This window comes from Arthrobacter sp. KUASC02, assembly GCF_059739395.1.
Map to the genome: position 1 here is coordinate 836,787 of NZ_AP046053.1, position 14,606 is coordinate 851,392.

Genomic DNA, 14,606 nt, shown 5'->3' on the forward strand with positions numbered 1-14,606 from the left:
CTCGTCCTTTGCGCCTGCTTAGTGGTGGTTTGCACGTCCGTCGGGCTCTGGAGCTCAAAGGCAGCGGTCATGGGCTATGGCCTTTCATTTGGTGTGGAGTGGATTCGCTGGTGGAGCTTGAGTGGCCGGGCAGGGGCCGGTCAGTGCATCGAAACGCGCTCAGGCTCCGTGCTGTATTCACCGTCTTGCGTGCTGTGGGACGCGTCGGGGCGAGGGGCTTCGAGCGGGGACGCGGACCTGTCGTGCTTTTGGCCGATGACCGCGGTAGCGATGGCATTTCCCAGGATGTTGGTGGCAGTGCGTCCCATGTCCAGGAGTTGGTCGATCACCAGCAAGACGCCAATTCCGGCGGCGGGGATACCGAAACCAGGGACCACCGCAGCCACCACGACGAGCGACCCGCGGGGCACGCCGGCCATGCCTTTGCTGCTGAGCAGGAGCATCGCGGTCATCGCGATCTGCTGGCCGAGGTCCATGTCGATGCCGTAGGCGTTGATCAGGAAGACCGACGCAAAGGTCATGTACATCATGGAACCGTCCACGTTGAACGAGTAACCCAGGGGGAGCACAAAACCGGTGGTGCGCTTCGCGATGCCGAACTTGGTCAGGCCTTCAATGAGCTTGGGAAGTGCGGCCTCGCTGCTGGAGGTAGCGAACGCGATGACCATGGGTTCGCGAACGATCCGGACCAGCCGGAAGGCGGCCCGTCCGAGGAAAGCGACGGCGACGGCGATCATGATGGCCCAGAGGGCGGCCAGGGAGACATAGAAGCCGCCGATGAAGGAGGCATAGGTTGCGAAAGCATCCACGCCCTTGGAGGTGAAGGCTGCCGCGATGCCGGCGAACACCCCCACCGGGGCCGCCTTCATCACATACCCGGTGACCTTCAACATGACCCCCATCAGTTCATCGATGGCGTCAGCTATGGAGGAGCGGCCCTTCTTCCGGAGGTTGAGCAGGGCTATGCCAAAGAGAGCGCCGAAGACGAGGATCTGCAGGGGGTTGTTGGCGGTCAGCGCGGCGAAGACGCTTGTGGGGATGATGTGGGTAATGAACTCCTGGTAATCGAGGGGCTTCGTTTCCATCCCGGCATCACCACCCGGCATCAGGTGGAGCCCGTCACCGACGTTGAGGATGTGGGCCGTGATGAAACCGAAGGCGCCCACCAGGACGGAGGCGGACAGGAACCAGATCATTGAGCGTCCAAAGAGCTTGCCCACCCCTGCCGATTTCGCCGCTCCCGCGATACCGGAGACGAGAGTGGCAAAGATCAGCGGCGCAATGATCATTTTGATGAGGTTGAGGAACATGTGCGTCACGGTGTCGAGGACCGCCACAACGGATGCGCGTGTGTCCGCTGGCAGCAGCCAGTGGAACAGCAGCCCGCTGAGGATTCCGAACACGAGCGCTGCCAGAATCCACATCGTTGATTTGTTTTTCATACTCAGTCCTTGCGTAGAGGCCGGGGATATTTGGGCACGGCGGTGTGCCCCAGCTCCCTCTAAATCGGGCGGGTTAGATGGTGGGTGTCGAGTGGTTTTTCGGTTGACTACCGGCTGAGGTTGGCCAGGCGTTGCGGGCTGAGGAGCTCTTCCAGTTGCTCGGCGGTGAGCAGCCGGTGTTCGAGGACCAGTTCGGCAACACCCTTGCCGGTGGCGAGGGCTTCCTGGGCGATGGCGGTTGCGGTGGCGTAGCCAAGGTGGGGATTCAGCGCTGTGACCAGGCCGATTGACTGCTCCACCGTGAGGCGGAGGTGTTCGGTGTTGGCGGTGATGCCCCGGACGCAGCGTGCCGTGAGGGTGCGGCAGGCGGCTTCCAGGTGGGAGATGCTCTTGTGGAGGCTGTGGACGATGATGGGTTCGAAGGCGTTGAGCTGGAGTTGCCCGGCTTCGGCGGCCATGGTGATGGTGACGTCGTTGCCGATGACTTCGTAGGCCACCTGGGAGACCACTTCCGGGATTACCGGGTTGATCTTGCCGGGCATGATGGAGGAACCGGACTGCACGGCCGGGAGGTTGATTTCGCCGAAGCCGGCGCGCGGGCCGGAGGAAAGCAGCCGCAGGTCGTTGCAGATCTTGGAGAGCTTCACGGCCACGCGCTTGAGGACGCCGGACAGGTGCACGAACGCGCCGACGTCCTGGGTAGCCTCAATGAGGTCCACGGCGGTGACCAGCGGCAGGCCGGTGATGTCGGCCAGGTGCCGGCAGGCTGCCTCGGCGTAGCCGGCCGGGGCGTTCAGGCCGGTGCCGATGGCCGTGGCGCCGAGGTTGATTTCGTGGATCAGCAGGTCGGCTTCGGCCAGGCGCAGCCGGTCTTCGCCGATGGTCACGGCGTAGGTCCCGAACTCCTGGCCGAGGGTCATGGGAACGGCGTCCTGGAGCTGGGTGCGTCCCATCTTCACCACCGTGCGGAACTCGGCGGCTTTGCCCGCGAACGCCTCTTCGAGCTCGGCCAGGGCGGCGAGCAGTTCGCGGGCGGCAAAGATGGTGCCCAGTTTCACGGCCGTGGGGTAGACGTCGTTGGTGGACTGGCTGAGGTTGACGTGGTCGTTCGGGTGCAGGCGGGCGTAGTCGCCCTTCGGGTGGCCCAGGATTTCCAGGGCGCGGTTGGCGATGACCTCGTTGGCGTTCATGTTCGAGGACGTCCCGGCACCGCCCTGGATGACGTCCACCACGAACTGATCGCTGAGTTTGCCGTTCATGACGTCCGAGCAGGCCGCCTCGATGGCGTCGGCGCGCTCTGCATCGAGCAGGCCGAGTTCGCGGTTGGTCCGGGCGGCGGCGAGCTTGACGGCGGCCAGGCCGCGGACCAGGTACATGTTGGAGGACAGCGGCTGGCCGGTGATGGGGAAGTTCTCCACGGCGCGGAGCGTGTGGACACCCCAGTACGCGGCGGCGGGGACGTCGCGGTCACCCAGCAGGTCGTGTTCGGAGCGGGTGTCCAGGGTGGTGGGGGATGTGTTCATTGGGGTCCTCACAGGGCTTCGTTGACGGGCTTGGACGAAAAATTTTGGGCGGTACGGATCTGGGGCCGGGGCAGGCGGGAGTGACGCCTCAGCCTGCACGGTGGCATGGCTATGCCACAGCAAGGAGGCGGGGCGGGGCTTGCCGCGGAAAGGGCAAGCCAGGGGAAGGTGGGTACGGTTCGGGGTTTAGGAGCTAGCGCGTATGGCCGGCCCTGGAGTTCCCGCTTCCGGGGACGATGGTGCCCAGGGCGCATTCCACCCCGTGCAGATGCATTCTCATGGCCTGGGATGCTTCCTCGGCTGATCCGCTCTCGATGGCAGCGAAGATGCGGGCGTGCTCCTCACCCGATTCCTTGCGCCGGTCAGCCACGAGGTTGAGTGTGTTCGACTGGTTGGCCATGGCGTCGCAGATGTCTGAGAGGAACGATTCGAACACGCCATTGCCGCTGCACCGGGCGATGGTCACGTGGAACTCGGTATTCAGAAGCACCCACTGCTGGAGATCGTCCTCCTCGGACATTTCGCGCAGGATCTCCCGGAGGGCTTCCAGGTCCTCGCTGCTGCGGCGTTGCGCAGCAAGCCCAGCGGCAGGCACTTCCACGTGGGGACGTGCCTCCACGAGGGCGCTTGCCGAGTACTTGCCAAGTTTGAGGTCCTGGGCAACTTTGTCAGCAATGACGAAGGTGCCCTTGCCTGTGTGGGTGGCGGTCAGCCCCAATGCGGTGCATGAACGTAGCGCCTCCCTGACCATCGTGCGGCTCACGCCGTACTGCTTTGCAAGGGATGCCTCCGAGTCGAGGCGGGTGCCGACCGGGATCCTGCCGCCTTCGATAGCGCTACGGAGGGATGCGAAGACCGCCTCAGCCGCGCCAACGCGTACAACTCGATCTTGTGCAGCTGTCCAGCTGTCCAACAGGTCCATGCTGAAACTATGGCACCTGTCACACGGCGTGTCAAAGGTGTCCTGAATGTTGCGGTTGCTGTGTCCGCAGAACGGCTCGCCGCAGCCGGGTCAGCCGCGGTAGTCCTCCACCTGCTTGACCGGCCGCGGTGCCGCTTCGTCCGGGTTCTCCCCGTACTGCAGCTTGGCCCGCCGCTGGCGAAGCAGGTCCCAGCACTGGTCCAGGTCCTCTTCGATGCGCTTGAGCCGCGTGCGGTCGGGGGCATGCTCCGGCCCGGGCGCAGCAGATTCCGCATTTTCGCGAAGCTCGCGTTCCTCCTCAACGAGTCCTTGGATGCGTTGCAGGATGTCCTGTTCGTCCACGGTGTCCTTCTTCCTGGCGGGGGTACCAGCCAGCGTAGTGTCGCCCGCGGTGCCTGACCAGAACCTGTCGGCCCGGGTTAGGCCGACTTCCCCAATGTGGCCACGTGCACAGCGACGCCCAGATCCCGGATGTTCTCCTGCATTTCCCCAGAGAGCTGCTCGTCCGTCACCACGGCGTCAAGCTTTTCAAGCGGTGCCACGTTGAACTTGGAAACGGTGCCGAATTTGGTGCTGTCCGCCAGCAGGAAGCACGACGACGAAGCCTCCAGGGCTGCCAGCTTCACTTCCACCTTGTCCATGGACGGCGTCGTGACGCCCCGGGACATGTTCCACGTGCCGGTGCTGAGGAAGAACAAATCGATGTTGATGGACTTGATGGCGTCCGCGGCGATGCGACCGCAGCTGGATGCGCTGGAGGGGTCCACTATGCCGCCGGTATGTATTGTCTCGATGTTCGGATATGCGAAGAGGCTGGTGACCACATAGAAGTCGTTGGTGACCACCGTGAGGTTCTTGTGTCCGCCAAGGTAGGGGACCACGGACTGGCAGGTGGTGCCCGCGTCGAGGAAAATCACCATGTCATCCTCCACGAACCCTGCCGCGAGTTCAGCGATGGCCTGCTTGCGGGGCAGCTCCAGCTGCGCCCTGAACTCGCGTTCCCGAGGCGGCTCTTGGCTGGTCCACTCAGCCAGGCGTACGCCGCCCTGGACGGACACCACTTGGCCCAGGTCCTCCAGCGCCGTGATGTCCCGCCGGACTGTCATGTGGGAGACGTTCATGTAATCCGTGAGGCTGCGGATGCTCAGGACGCCTTCGCGCCGAAGCAGCCGGAGGATCTCCTGGTGGCGCTGCTCGGGGATCAGCGGTCGTGCTGTCGTGCTCACGAGGGGCTCCTTCGGGGATGTCGTCACAACCATCTTAACAACTTTTCACACACTGTTCTGATTTGTGAATATTTGGGGTAATCTCTTAATCGATGTTAAACAAATTTGAGACCCTAGAGACCATCGTCCGAACCGGCGCCCTGCTGATCGCCCGGCTGGATTCGGCCGACGAGGCCTACCGCGTTGCCGAGGCCGCCATCGACGGCGGCATCCGCGCCGTCGAGGTCCCGTTGACTGTTCCCGGTGCGCTCGGCGTCATTGAACGCCTTGTTGACAAGTACGGCGACCAAGGCATTGTGGTGGGAGCAGGTACCGTCCTCGATGCCGAAGCAGCCTTCGCCTCGGTTTCGGCAGGTGCGCGTCTGCTGGTCAGCCCACAGCTGAACCCCAACATGATCGCCACCGCCAACCGGTACCAGGCGGTCACCGCGAGTGGAGCGTTCACCCCCACCGAGGTGCTCAACACGCTCGAAGCCGGCGCCGACATCGTCAAGCTGTTCCCCGCCGAACTCGGCGGACCGGCTTACGTGAAAACAATCATGGCGCCCTTGCCGCAGGCACCCATCATGCCGTCAGGCGGGGTGACCCCGGAGAACGTCGCCGCGTGGTTCGCTGCGGGTGTGACCGCCGTCGGCGTGGGCAGCTTTGTCACCAAAGCTGCCCAGAACGACGGCGATTACGGACTCGTGTCCCAGGCGGCACGGACGTTCCTCGCAGCAATCGACGACGCCCGCCGCTAAGCCCGGGCACCCCCAGAACCGACAGCCACTGTCGCCAGAACACAAAGGAGTGAGCTGCATGAGCCAAGCTTCAGCAGAAATCGATATGTCCCAGGAGAAGCCGTTGAAGAGCGTCCGGATCAGGTGGTACCTGATCGCGCTGCTCGTCATCGGCGGCATCGTCAACTACCTGGACCGCAACAACCTCAGCATCGCCAACACCACCATCGCCAAGGAATTCGGCCTCAACACCCTGCAGATGGGCCTGTTGCTTTCGGCGTTCTCCTGGCCTTATGCCATCGCGAACCTTCCCGCCGGCTACCTCGTGGACCGGTTCGGACCGAAGAAGATGTTCGCCTGGGCGGCGGGGCTGTGGTCCATCGTGTCCATGCTGTCGGCGCTGGCCAACTCCTTCGGCTTCCTTTACGCGGCCCGTGTTGCGCTGGGTATCTCCGAGTCCCCGTTCTTTACCTCGGGGCTCAAGGTGGCGGACAAGTGGTTCAATAAGACCGAGCGGGCATTGCCGGTCTCAATCGTTAACACCGGTTCACAGATTGCCAACGCGATTGCGCCGCCGCTGCTGACGTTCCTGATGCTCACCATGACGTGGCGCGGCATGTTCGTCGTTATCGGCGCCTTCGGCATCGTCATTGCCCTGGTCTGGCTGCGGATCTACCGCGACCCCACGATGAAGGAACAGTTCATCATCAAGGGCGCCGAGTTCGAGGAACAGCAGCAGCCGAAGGAAAGGCAGGCCGGCTGGGGCGAACTCCTCAAGCAGAAGAACACCTGGTTCATGGTCCTCGGCGCGTTCGGCATCTTCTACACGGTGTGGGTCTACCTCACCTGGCTGCCCAGCTACCTCCAGACCGCACGCGGCTTCAGCCTGAGTCAGATCGGCTGGCTCGCAGGCCTGCCGTTCCTGTGCGGCGTCATCGGTGTCCTGACCGGCGGCATCCTCTCCGGCAAACTGATCAAACGCGGAGTCCCCACCATCACGGCCCGCAAGATCCCGATCGTGGGTGGTGCACTCCTCGCCGCTGCCGCTGTGCTTCCGGTGGCGTACGTCGAGAACACGGCACTGGCCATCGTGCTGCTGTCCGTCGGCTACTTCGCGGCCCAGGTGCCGATCGGGGTCCTCTGGACACTGGCGTCGGATATCGCGGAATCCAACCAGGTGGCATCCCTGGGCGCGATCCAGAACTTCGGCGGGTTCCTCGGCGCCGCGGTGGCACCGATCGTCACCGGGTTCATCCTGAACGAGACCGGCGGCAACTACACGCTAGTGTTCCTAATCGGCGGCATGCTGCTGATCGTCGGTGCCCTGTCCTACGGCATCTTCGTCAAGGACCGCCGCGCGGCTATCTCGGCCTAGGCACGGCGCGGTACCGGTTCTACGTTTCAAGTTCCACGGTTCGAGGAAGAACAGGCAGTTGACTACCACCATCCCCAAAGTGTTCTTTGTGATCGGCCCGGCCGGTTCCGGAAAGTCCAGCGTTAGCAGGCTCATCGCCCAGCGGTTCGGGGCTGCGTACATCGACAAGGACACCGCCACCATCCGGTTCACCGAGCTGCTGCTGCGGCTCAACGGCTCGGACCCCAACGAGCGGGACAACAACGAGTTCTACCAGAGCACCATCATGCCGCTGGAGTACGCGTCCATCCTGGACCTCACCCGGGACAACCTGATGGCCGGAAACTCCGTGGTGCTGGACGCGCCGTTCGGCAAGTTCTTCACGGACGACGACTACCTGTCCAAGATCCGCTGCCAGCACCAGTGGCCGGAGGCGGAACTGGTGGTTGTCCACGTGAAGCTGGCGGGCGAGGCACTCCGTCAGCGCCTGATTTCCAGGGGCTACCCGCGGGACGAGTGGAAACTCGCCAACTGGGAAACCTTCTGGGCCGGGGCGCAGGCCAATTCCTGCCAATGGAAGGAAGCCCGCCACGTGGACTTCGACAACAGCGCCGCGGCAGCGGACATTACGGACTTCGCGTCGGCGCTGACTGCAGGGGTGGCCTGAGGTCAGAGAACTTCAAGCGATGCTGAGGACGGCGGGATTTCTGCCGTCCTCAGCATCGCTTCTCGATGTGTTACAACTGCGGCACGCACTGGCCGGTGCCCAACACTGCTAGGCCCGCACGGTCGCCGTCGGCAAGGCCAGTCACATTGTTTCCCTCGCCATACATCAATTGGCTGGGGTCATCGACGTGGCTGAGGCCCAGAACGTGTCCGAGTTCGTGAGTGATGACGGCGCGTGCGTGGGCTGATCCCTCCGGCCATTGCATGATCTCCGAGAGAGTCGGGGCATCAAGGCGCACCTGTCCTGCGACCAGCACATAGGGCGAGCCCAAGGCATTGACCATGGTGCTGCCTCCCAGCCCCGCGACTTTTCCGGCGAGCCCAGGTGACTCCTCCGGAGTGGACCACGCGATGAGAACCGGAGCCCAGTGTTGGCCGTAACGGTCCGGCTGGTACGGTTTCCGCTCGTCGCTGGGACCCTCGCTCGTTGCTCCATCGTTCACAAACTGGAGACCGCTTGCGGCGGAAACCTCAGCAACGGCCTCCGCCAACAGCAAATCCGCGCCCGGCGGCGCGTTGTCTGGCCGGACAACATAGTGGACGGGGCGGCAGGGATCATACGCGGCGAATGGCTGGTCTGCATCAGGCGACGGCTGGAGCAAGTATGAGCGCGATCCGGTCGTAGCGGGCGGCCGGCCCAGCGGGGAAGCTGCAGCCTCAAAGCCTGGCGGTGGCACCTTGGAGCCCGGAAGGTACGGCAGAACGGCTGGCAGAACGAACCTTTCCAGCAGTGATGGAGTGAAGTAAAGGCCGACGATGAGTGCGATCGCCAAGCCCGCCGTGGACTTTCTTCTCGCCCTTCGGGTCACGCGGGTCCATGCCGGGCGCCGAAAGAATCCCGGTTTCTTAGCCCGTTGAGGGGACGCGGAGCCCGCACGCCACGGGTCGTTGTCCGTTGCGCGGCCCAGTGCTTCGTCAATTGCCCATTGCGGTATTCTTCCGCTGGCTGAGCGACGGACGGCTGGCGGCAATCCGCTGGCGCTTTGGCGGTTGGCGGGCGGATTGCCCCGCTTAGTGGAAAACGAACGCAACAGTGTCCCCCTGACTGCACGAATTCCGTCGTCCCTGACGGATGATGCCAGCATACGGGCTGCGTCGGTGAATGCGGTCCCGCGCCCCTAGCCCCCGCCCGCGTTCTGTGCTGGACTGGCTGACGGGCCGAGCCTGTGTCAGGCATGGCCCACCAGTCGGCCAGCCGGCTCAGGCCGGCCCAAAGAAGGGATCTGTCGCATGGCAACGTTCAAGATCGGCTACTTCGTAGGAAGCCTGGCCCGCGGCTCCATCAACCGCACACTCGCCAACGCCGTGATCAAACTGGCTCCGGAGGACCTCGAGTTCACCGAGATTCCCATCAAGGACCTCCCGCTCTACAGCTACGACTACGACGCCGATTTTCCCCCGGCCGGACGTGCGCTGAAGGAAGCGATCGAGGGCTCGGACGGCATCCTGTTCGTGTCCCCCGAATACAACCGCTCCATCCCCGGCGCCCTCAAGAACGCCATCGACTGGGGATCCCGCCCCTGGGGCACCAACTCGTTCGCCCGCAAACCGACCGGCATCCTCGGCGCCTCACCGGGCAGCATCGGCACCGCGGTCATGCAGTCCTCCATGCGCGCAGTCCTCAGCTTCCTCGACGCGCCCCAGCTCAACGCCCCCGAGGCCTACCTGAAATTCAATCCCGCCGACTTCGCCGAGGACGGAACCGTCACCAACCAGGGCACCGCGGACTTCCTGCGCCATTACATGGAGGAATACGGCGCGTTCGTGGAACGGGTCCTCGCCGCCAACGCTCCCGGCCACATCGGCGACCCCAAACCGGACGAGGCCAAGCTCTCGCGTTAGGGAACAAAACGAAAGCGGTCGACGGCGGGAGGTCCCGCCGTCGACCGCTTTGGCATTGCTTCTTAGCCATGTTGTTGAAACTCCCCCGGGTCCTCTGAATACTGGAAGGCAGGTTATTCAGGATCGGCCAGGGGCGGTGTGGACATGACCAGCGAAGGAGCCGGCAGCGCGTTCAAGCGCCGCCTGGAACGGGCCGTCGAACTGCGGGCCGTCCGGGCAACCGGCATGACGGCCGCAGAGGAAGCCGAGCTCGCCGCCGCCGAGGAAAAAGCGCGGGAAAAGCGCCGGAAAGTGGACGACGCCAAACGGGCCGAATACCTGATCCGGGACGCCATGGCCCACGGGAAGTTCGACAACCTGAAGTACGCCGGCAAACCCATCCCGGGGCTGGGCGAGGCCTACGATCCCGACTGGTGGGTCAAGGGCCTGATCCAGCGCGAGAACCTCACCGGCATGGGTCCGAAAGCCATCCTCCTGCGGACCGAAGACTCCGAGCTGGACGCCAGGATCGACGCCCAGTTTGCCGAGAAGCAGGTCCGCGACATCCTGGCGGACTTCAACAAGCGCGTGATCGATGCCCGCCGCCAGCTCCAGGGCGGACCACCCGTCATCACCAAGACCCGTGACATTGATGCTGAAGTGGAGCGCTGGCGCGAACGCCGCGCTGAGCGCACTGCAGCTGCGGCCGCGCAGCAGGCGGAGCCTGAACTGAAGCGATCCTGGTGGCGGCGGATCTGGAACGGGGGGTCGTGACAGGGCCACAATAGAGGGACTATCTCGCGGCCCCTGGAGGTTGGCATGCGCGCGTCGGCACCGTCCCACTTAGCATTGCCCGTCGTTCTCGTCTTCGCCTTCCTGCTGGCCGGCTGCGGCCAGCAACCCGGACCTCCCGGGCCGCCTACGGAATCGGCGAGTGACCTCCCGGCGTCCGCGCCAGCCAGCGCCCCGTCAGGCGCGACGCAAACCCCGGACAACACGAAAACGCCGGCTGCCGGCGGGACCTCCACTGAGCCCGCGGCCCCTGAGTCCGTAGCGTGGACCAGCTACACGACGGCGGACGGCCAGCTCACGTTCGACCTTCCCGCCACGTGGAGCGTCAGGGATCCCGCGGGGGAACTGGCGGAGGGCGGAGGCGCCTTCGCGGAGGTTACCAACACTGCAGGAAAACCGTTGGCGACGCTGCGGACCAACATGGCAACAGGGTCCACCTGCGTGGACCGGTACCCGTACTCCGTGCTCGACTCCCAGGACCTGACGGCGCTGACCCTTAAAGGCGCCACGCCGCGGTTCGTCTATGAGACCAGGGGAAACGCCACCGCCCCGGGGCCGGCAGACACTCCGGCTGCGGCGTACGGGATCACGTCCGGTCCTCCGCCGGCCGGGGACTCGGCCTGCGCCATCTTCCAGTTCTTCACGTGGCCGCCGAACGCGGCCATGTTCGGGGCCTTCTACGATCCGGCGAACAATAACACTCCCGCGGACGAGTCCCTGCCCTATCTGGAGAAAGCCAAGATCTACCTGGAGACCTCGGAGTACCGCAGCATCAAGCGCATGATTACCTCCCTGCGGCCCGCGGGATAGCTGCACGGGCCTAGAGCCAGTCCTCCTCGAAGTCCGAGTGATCGGCATAGGGCAGCGCCAGCGCCTTCAGCGATCGGGTGGTCCACTCGATGGCTTCGGGGATCCAGCGGGACTCCTCCTCGAAGGGGTCGCTGACCATGGTTGCAAGCGCCGTTTGCCGGGCAGATTCGACGATCCGGATGACCCTCTTCTTCGCCTCGCACTCCAGCAGCAGGCGGTGTTCGTACCATCGCCCTGATTCGGAGACCGTGCGGTCACTGAGGATTTTCCGGGCCGCTGCCTCGTCTTCCCTGATGCGCTCGGACAGGAACTCGACAATGTCCACAACCACTCAGCTTTCGGCGGCTGCCCCGTCTGCAAGGTCGGCGACTGTGATGTCGGCTCCTTCGGCGGGGTCCTGCGAATGCGCCCGGATGTCCCGCGGATCCGCGTTCACGTCGCCTTCGGCCGGAGCCTCGCTGTGGACACGCTCCGACGTCTTTGGATTCTCGCTCATGTCCGCTCCTTTTGCTGTGGTTTCTGCGGTGACGTGGGACCCCCACTACTGATCATCTAGCGCCCGGAGCCGCAGCGCTGTCAAGAACCATTCCGGCCCTGCCGGGGCTGACGGAGTGGGGGACAATGGGTCCATCGGATGACGGCCCAGGCGAAGGAGCAGGACGGTGTCAGAGACAAACGGACCACGGCGCGCGGCGCAGCAGATGCAGGAGGCGGCCCGCTATCTGGCCCGTGCCACCCGGAACCTGGACGCGCCATCGGACAGCCACGAAATCCTCCGCAGCCTCACCGAAACGCAGGGGTCCATCGCGCAGGCCATCCGGGAACTGGCCGCATGGCACCGGGCGGCGGCCGCGGGAACGCATTACGCCCGCCCGCACAACGAAAGCGCCCGCGGCGTGATGATCGCCGTGTCCGAACTGGACCTTGCGGCGCAGGAAGCCGATGCCCTGCAGGAGACGCTTAACCGGGCGCACGGCGGCAGCAGCGTAGTGAACTGGCTGGAAGAGCCCGAACCGGAACCGCCGTCCAGCGATGACTGACGGCGGCTGACACCCGGCGTCCGCCGCGGCTGACTGCAGGCAGCCACTAACGCAAGAGGACGACGGCGGGAAGTCCCGCCGTCGTCCTCTGCTTTCAGTTGCTGGTGTCTGGTCCCTATGCCGGGGGAGTCCCCGCCCCGCTACGCGTGCGAGTACGTCAGGCAGTCCGCATTGTCTGCGCCCGGACCCACATGGACCTCCGGGGCCTTGCACATCAGGTGGTCGTTGTGGACGCATTCGGAGCGCTGGCAGGCTCCGACGTCGGCCAGGACCTTGGGCAGTCCGCCGTGCATGCCGGTGTCGATGAAGGTAGCGCAGGATGCATGGTCCTGGGTCCCGCCGACGGTGATGGCGGCGGCGTTGCAATTCGAGTGGTCGTTGAAGGAACAGTTGGAAACACTGCAGTCTGCGACGTGCGTTGTCATAGGAAGATCCTCCGTGGTTCGGCTGCCCGGGCGGGCTGCTCCCTGTGACCCACGGTAAGCCTGTCCGGCCGGATCAAAAAGACCCAAACGTGTGACCTAATTGCCGGGTTCCTGCGACTGGTTAGGGCATTACGGCCTATGGTCCGGCAACGCGCCGCTTCTTATGATGGACGTAGGGCCGACGGCACGACTCCCGGCACGTCCGGGGGGCCTTCCCAAAGACCGCCGCCGGCCCCTCACCTCCCACAGGCTCACCTGCCAACAGCAAGGCGGCTACACCAGGCTGTCTTGCCTTTCCTGTGCCTGGGCAGTTGCCGGAGCGTTGGTTGTTGCCGGAGCGGGCAGTGCGTGATGGAAAGGGTTGAACCGGCTGCGCGACAGTTCGCCGAATGCGTAGGCCGTCTCGGCATGCTCGGAGAGGTCCACGCCCGCGTTTTCGGCTTCCTCGCTGACCCGGAAACCGATGGTCCTGTGGATGGCGCGGCCGATGACCAACGTGCCCAGGCCGGACAAGGCGATGGTGACGAGGACGGCGACGAGCTGGGCCACGAGCTGCTGTGCGCCGCCGCCGTACAGGAGGCCGCCGCCCACACCGTCCACCGGCAGGGCGATGAAGCCAAGAGAGAGCGTGCCGATGACGCCGGCTCCGAAGTGGACACCCACGACGTCCAGCGAATCGTCAAAGCCGAACCGGTATTTCTGGTCGACGAAGACCGCGCAGGCCGCGCCGGCCACGAGGCCCAGGCCCAGGGCTGCGAGGGGGCTGATGTTGGCGCAGGAGGGGGTGATGGCCACCAGGCCGGCAACTACACCTGTAGCGGCGCCGAGGGAGGTGGGGTGCCCGTGGCGGATCTTTTCGGTGACCAGCCAGCTCAGCATGGCCGCGGCCGGTGCCACCAGGGTGTTGACCCAGACGAGGCCGGCCTGCTCGGCAGTGGTGGCGGCACCGCCGTTGAAGCCGAACCAGCCGAACCAGAGGATGGCGGCACCGAGCATGATGAACGGGATGTTGTGCGGCCGGTGGTTGGGGTCCTTGGCGAATCCCTGGCGCTTTCCCACGATCAATGCGAGGACGAAGGCGGCGGTTCCGGAGCTGACCTCGACGACGGCGCCGCCGGCAAAGTCGATCACCTGGCCGAAGATGGCGGTGATGGCGCCGCCGGCGCTCATGAGGCCGCCGCCCCAGATCATGTAGGCCAGCGGGCAGTAAACCAGGGTGATCCAGATGGGCACGAAGAGCGCCCAGGCGCTGAACTTGGCGCGGTCCGCGATGGCGCCGCTGATGAGGGCCACGGTGATGATGGCGAAGGTGGCGCTGAAGGCCGCCTTCATGAGGTCCGGCGAGCCCATCAGGTTCTGCAGGCCAAAGTTGGCGAAGGGGTTGCCGAACAGGCCGAGGATGCCGTCGCCGGTGGTCATGGAGTAGCCCCACAGGACCCACACAACACCGACGATGCCGGCCGAGATGAAGCTCATCATGATCATGTTGAGCGCCGCCTTGGCACGGGTCATGCCGCCGTAGAACAGGCCGAGGCCGGGGGTCATGAACAGCACCATGGCCGACGACAGCATCAGCCAGACGTTTTCCGCAGAGATTTGCACCTGCGTGTCCCTTCTCATCAAGTCTTCCGTACGGGACCTCGAGTGATTCCGGGCCACGCCCCCGCTCAATGTTTCCCGGTTCGTGTTTCCGATAATGGGGCGCTAGGTTGCGGGTAAGTTACAGGAACGGGGCCAGCGTGAAGATCACATGACCGTCTTGTTTCGGGCATGTTAACTGGGGCGCTTCGACGGCGTGACGGGAGG

General features: G+C 64.7%; 17 protein-coding genes. 7 read left to right on the plus strand and 10 right to left on the minus strand.

The window, feature by feature from the left end; translation table 11 throughout:
• Window positions 1–140: 140 nt before the first annotated feature.
• From AC6JAC_RS03875 to AC6JAC_RS03895, 5 genes are all read right to left on the minus strand, one after another.
• Complete coding sequence (locus AC6JAC_RS03875; RefSeq protein WP_028269870.1) at window positions 141–1,442, minus strand: dicarboxylate/amino acid:cation symporter; 1,302 nt, start codon at window positions 1,440–1,442, stop codon at window positions 141–143.
• A gap of 107 nt (window positions 1,443–1,549) precedes the next feature.
• Window positions 1,550–2,965 (minus strand): aspartate ammonia-lyase, encoded by a 1,416-nt coding sequence (locus tag AC6JAC_RS03880; protein ID WP_454699450.1) that lies wholly within the window; start codon window positions 2,963–2,965, stop codon window positions 1,550–1,552.
• Window positions 2,966–3,158: 193 nt separating this feature from the next.
• Complete coding sequence (locus AC6JAC_RS03885; RefSeq protein ID WP_043438616.1) at window positions 3,159–3,887, minus strand: FadR/GntR family transcriptional regulator; 729 nt, start codon at window positions 3,885–3,887, stop codon at window positions 3,159–3,161.
• A gap of 90 nt (window positions 3,888–3,977) precedes the next feature.
• On the minus strand, window positions 3,978–4,229 hold the full coding sequence (locus AC6JAC_RS03890) for a DUF2630 family protein (RefSeq protein WP_028271270.1): 252 nt from the start codon (window positions 4,227–4,229) through the stop codon (window positions 3,978–3,980).
• A 77-nt stretch (window positions 4,230–4,306) separates the two neighbouring features.
• Window positions 4,307–5,113 carry a DeoR/GlpR family DNA-binding transcription regulator gene (locus tag AC6JAC_RS03895; protein ID WP_028271269.1) on the minus strand — a complete coding sequence of 269 codons (807 nt, stop codon included), beginning with the start codon at window positions 5,111–5,113 and terminating at the stop codon, window positions 4,307–4,309.
• 92 nt (window positions 5,114–5,205) lie between these two features.
• On the opposite strand from AC6JAC_RS03895, the gene AC6JAC_RS03900 reads away from it, so the two are divergent.
• The 3 genes from AC6JAC_RS03900 to AC6JAC_RS03910 are packed head-to-tail and all read left to right on the plus strand — an operon-like array spanning window position 5,206 to window position 7,853.
• On the plus strand, window positions 5,206–5,853 hold the full coding sequence (locus AC6JAC_RS03900; protein WP_028271268.1) for a bifunctional 4-hydroxy-2-oxoglutarate aldolase/2-dehydro-3-deoxy-phosphogluconate aldolase: 648 nt from the start codon (window positions 5,206–5,208) through the stop codon (window positions 5,851–5,853).
• Between the two features lie 58 nt (window positions 5,854–5,911).
• Window positions 5,912–7,207 carry an MFS transporter gene (locus AC6JAC_RS03905; RefSeq protein WP_028271267.1) on the plus strand — a complete coding sequence of 432 codons (1,296 nt, stop codon included), beginning with the start codon at window positions 5,912–5,914 and terminating at the stop codon, window positions 7,205–7,207.
• A 58-nt stretch (window positions 7,208–7,265) separates the two neighbouring features.
• Window positions 7,266–7,853, plus strand: a complete 588-nt coding sequence (locus tag AC6JAC_RS03910; RefSeq protein WP_028271266.1) for a P-loop nucleotide/nucleoside kinase family protein — start codon at window positions 7,266–7,268, stop codon at window positions 7,851–7,853.
• Between the two features lie 70 nt (window positions 7,854–7,923).
• On the opposite strand, the gene AC6JAC_RS03915 is transcribed toward AC6JAC_RS03910, so the two are convergent.
• Window positions 7,924–8,355 carry a matrixin family metalloprotease gene (locus AC6JAC_RS03915; protein ID WP_231511243.1) on the minus strand — a complete coding sequence of 144 codons (432 nt, stop codon included), beginning with the start codon at window positions 8,353–8,355 and terminating at the stop codon, window positions 7,924–7,926.
• Window positions 8,356–9,142: 787 nt separating this feature from the next.
• Between AC6JAC_RS03915 and AC6JAC_RS03920 the strand changes: the two genes are divergently transcribed.
• The 3 genes from AC6JAC_RS03920 (at window position 9,143) to AC6JAC_RS03930 (ending at window position 11,335) form a co-directional block, all read left to right on the plus strand.
• A complete protein-coding gene (locus AC6JAC_RS03920) occupies window positions 9,143–9,754 on the plus strand; it encodes an NADPH-dependent FMN reductase (protein WP_028271264.1) in 612 nt (203 codons plus the stop codon).
• A gap of 144 nt (window positions 9,755–9,898) precedes the next feature.
• Window positions 9,899–10,507, plus strand: a complete 609-nt coding sequence (locus AC6JAC_RS03925) for a DnaJ family domain-containing protein (RefSeq protein ID WP_497963478.1) — start codon at window positions 9,899–9,901, stop codon at window positions 10,505–10,507.
• A gap of 45 nt (window positions 10,508–10,552) precedes the next feature.
• The gene (locus AC6JAC_RS03930; RefSeq protein ID WP_497963479.1) at window positions 10,553–11,335 is read left to right on the plus strand and encodes a hypothetical protein; all 783 of its coding nucleotides are present in this window, start codon (window positions 10,553–10,555) and stop codon (window positions 11,333–11,335) included.
• Window positions 11,336–11,345: 10 nt separating this feature from the next.
• On the opposite strand, the gene AC6JAC_RS03935 is transcribed toward AC6JAC_RS03930, so the two are convergent.
• Both AC6JAC_RS03935 and AC6JAC_RS03940 read right to left on the minus strand, forming a co-directional pair.
• Window positions 11,346–11,660 carry a DUF6221 family protein gene (locus tag AC6JAC_RS03935; RefSeq protein WP_497963480.1) on the minus strand — a complete coding sequence of 105 codons (315 nt, stop codon included), beginning with the start codon at window positions 11,658–11,660 and terminating at the stop codon, window positions 11,346–11,348.
• 6 nt (window positions 11,661–11,666) lie between these two features.
• Entirely contained in the window at window positions 11,667–11,831 is a 165-nt protein-coding gene (locus AC6JAC_RS03940) for a hypothetical protein (RefSeq protein ID WP_197024942.1), read from the minus strand.
• Between the two features lie 166 nt (window positions 11,832–11,997).
• Here AC6JAC_RS03940 and AC6JAC_RS03945 point away from each other — a divergent pair, with 166 nt between their 5' ends.
• Window positions 11,998–12,375, plus strand: coding sequence for a hypothetical protein (locus tag AC6JAC_RS03945; RefSeq protein WP_347899388.1), 378 nt, complete (start codon window positions 11,998–12,000; stop codon window positions 12,373–12,375).
• 140 nt (window positions 12,376–12,515) lie between these two features.
• On the opposite strand, the gene AC6JAC_RS03950 is transcribed toward AC6JAC_RS03945, so the two are convergent.
• A complete protein-coding gene (locus AC6JAC_RS03950) occupies window positions 12,516–12,800 on the minus strand; it encodes a DUF1540 domain-containing protein (RefSeq protein ID WP_055807503.1) in 285 nt (94 codons plus the stop codon).
• Between the two features lie 273 nt (window positions 12,801–13,073).
• Window positions 13,074–14,402 (minus strand): ammonium transporter, encoded by a 1,329-nt coding sequence (locus AC6JAC_RS03955; RefSeq protein WP_497963481.1) that lies wholly within the window; start codon window positions 14,400–14,402, stop codon window positions 13,074–13,076.
• Window positions 14,403–14,606: the final 204 nt, after the last annotated feature.

Excerpts from the sequence above, each read along its gene's own strand:
- AC6JAC_RS03905 (WP_028271267.1), top strand. The coding sequence starts at position 5,912 with ATGAGCCAAGCTTCAGCAGAAATCGATATGTCCCAGGAGAAGCCGTTG.
- AC6JAC_RS03925 (WP_497963478.1), top strand. The coding sequence starts at position 9,899 with ATGACCAGCGAAGGAGCCGGCAGCGCGTTCAAGCGCCGCCTGGAACGG.
- AC6JAC_RS03880 (WP_454699450.1), bottom strand. The coding sequence starts at position 2,965 with ATGAACACATCCCCCACCACCCTGGACACCCGCTCCGAACACGACCTG.
- AC6JAC_RS03940 (WP_197024942.1), bottom strand. The coding sequence starts at position 11,831 with ATGAGCGAGAATCCAAAGACGTCGGAGCGTGTCCACAGCGAGGCTCCG.
- AC6JAC_RS03950 (WP_055807503.1), bottom strand. The coding sequence starts at position 12,800 with ATGACAACGCACGTCGCAGACTGCAGTGTTTCCAACTGTTCCTTCAAC.
- AC6JAC_RS03875 (WP_028269870.1), bottom strand. The coding sequence starts at position 1,442 with ATGAAAAACAAATCAACGATGTGGATTCTGGCAGCGCTCGTGTTCGGA.
- AC6JAC_RS03885 (WP_043438616.1), bottom strand. The coding sequence starts at position 3,887 with ATGGACCTGTTGGACAGCTGGACAGCTGCACAAGATCGAGTTGTACGC.
- AC6JAC_RS03920 (WP_028271264.1), top strand. The coding sequence starts at position 9,143 with ATGGCAACGTTCAAGATCGGCTACTTCGTAGGAAGCCTGGCCCGCGGC.
- AC6JAC_RS03900 (WP_028271268.1), top strand. The coding sequence starts at position 5,206 with ATGTTAAACAAATTTGAGACCCTAGAGACCATCGTCCGAACCGGCGCC.
- AC6JAC_RS03930 (WP_497963479.1), top strand. The coding sequence starts at position 10,553 with ATGCGCGCGTCGGCACCGTCCCACTTAGCATTGCCCGTCGTTCTCGTC.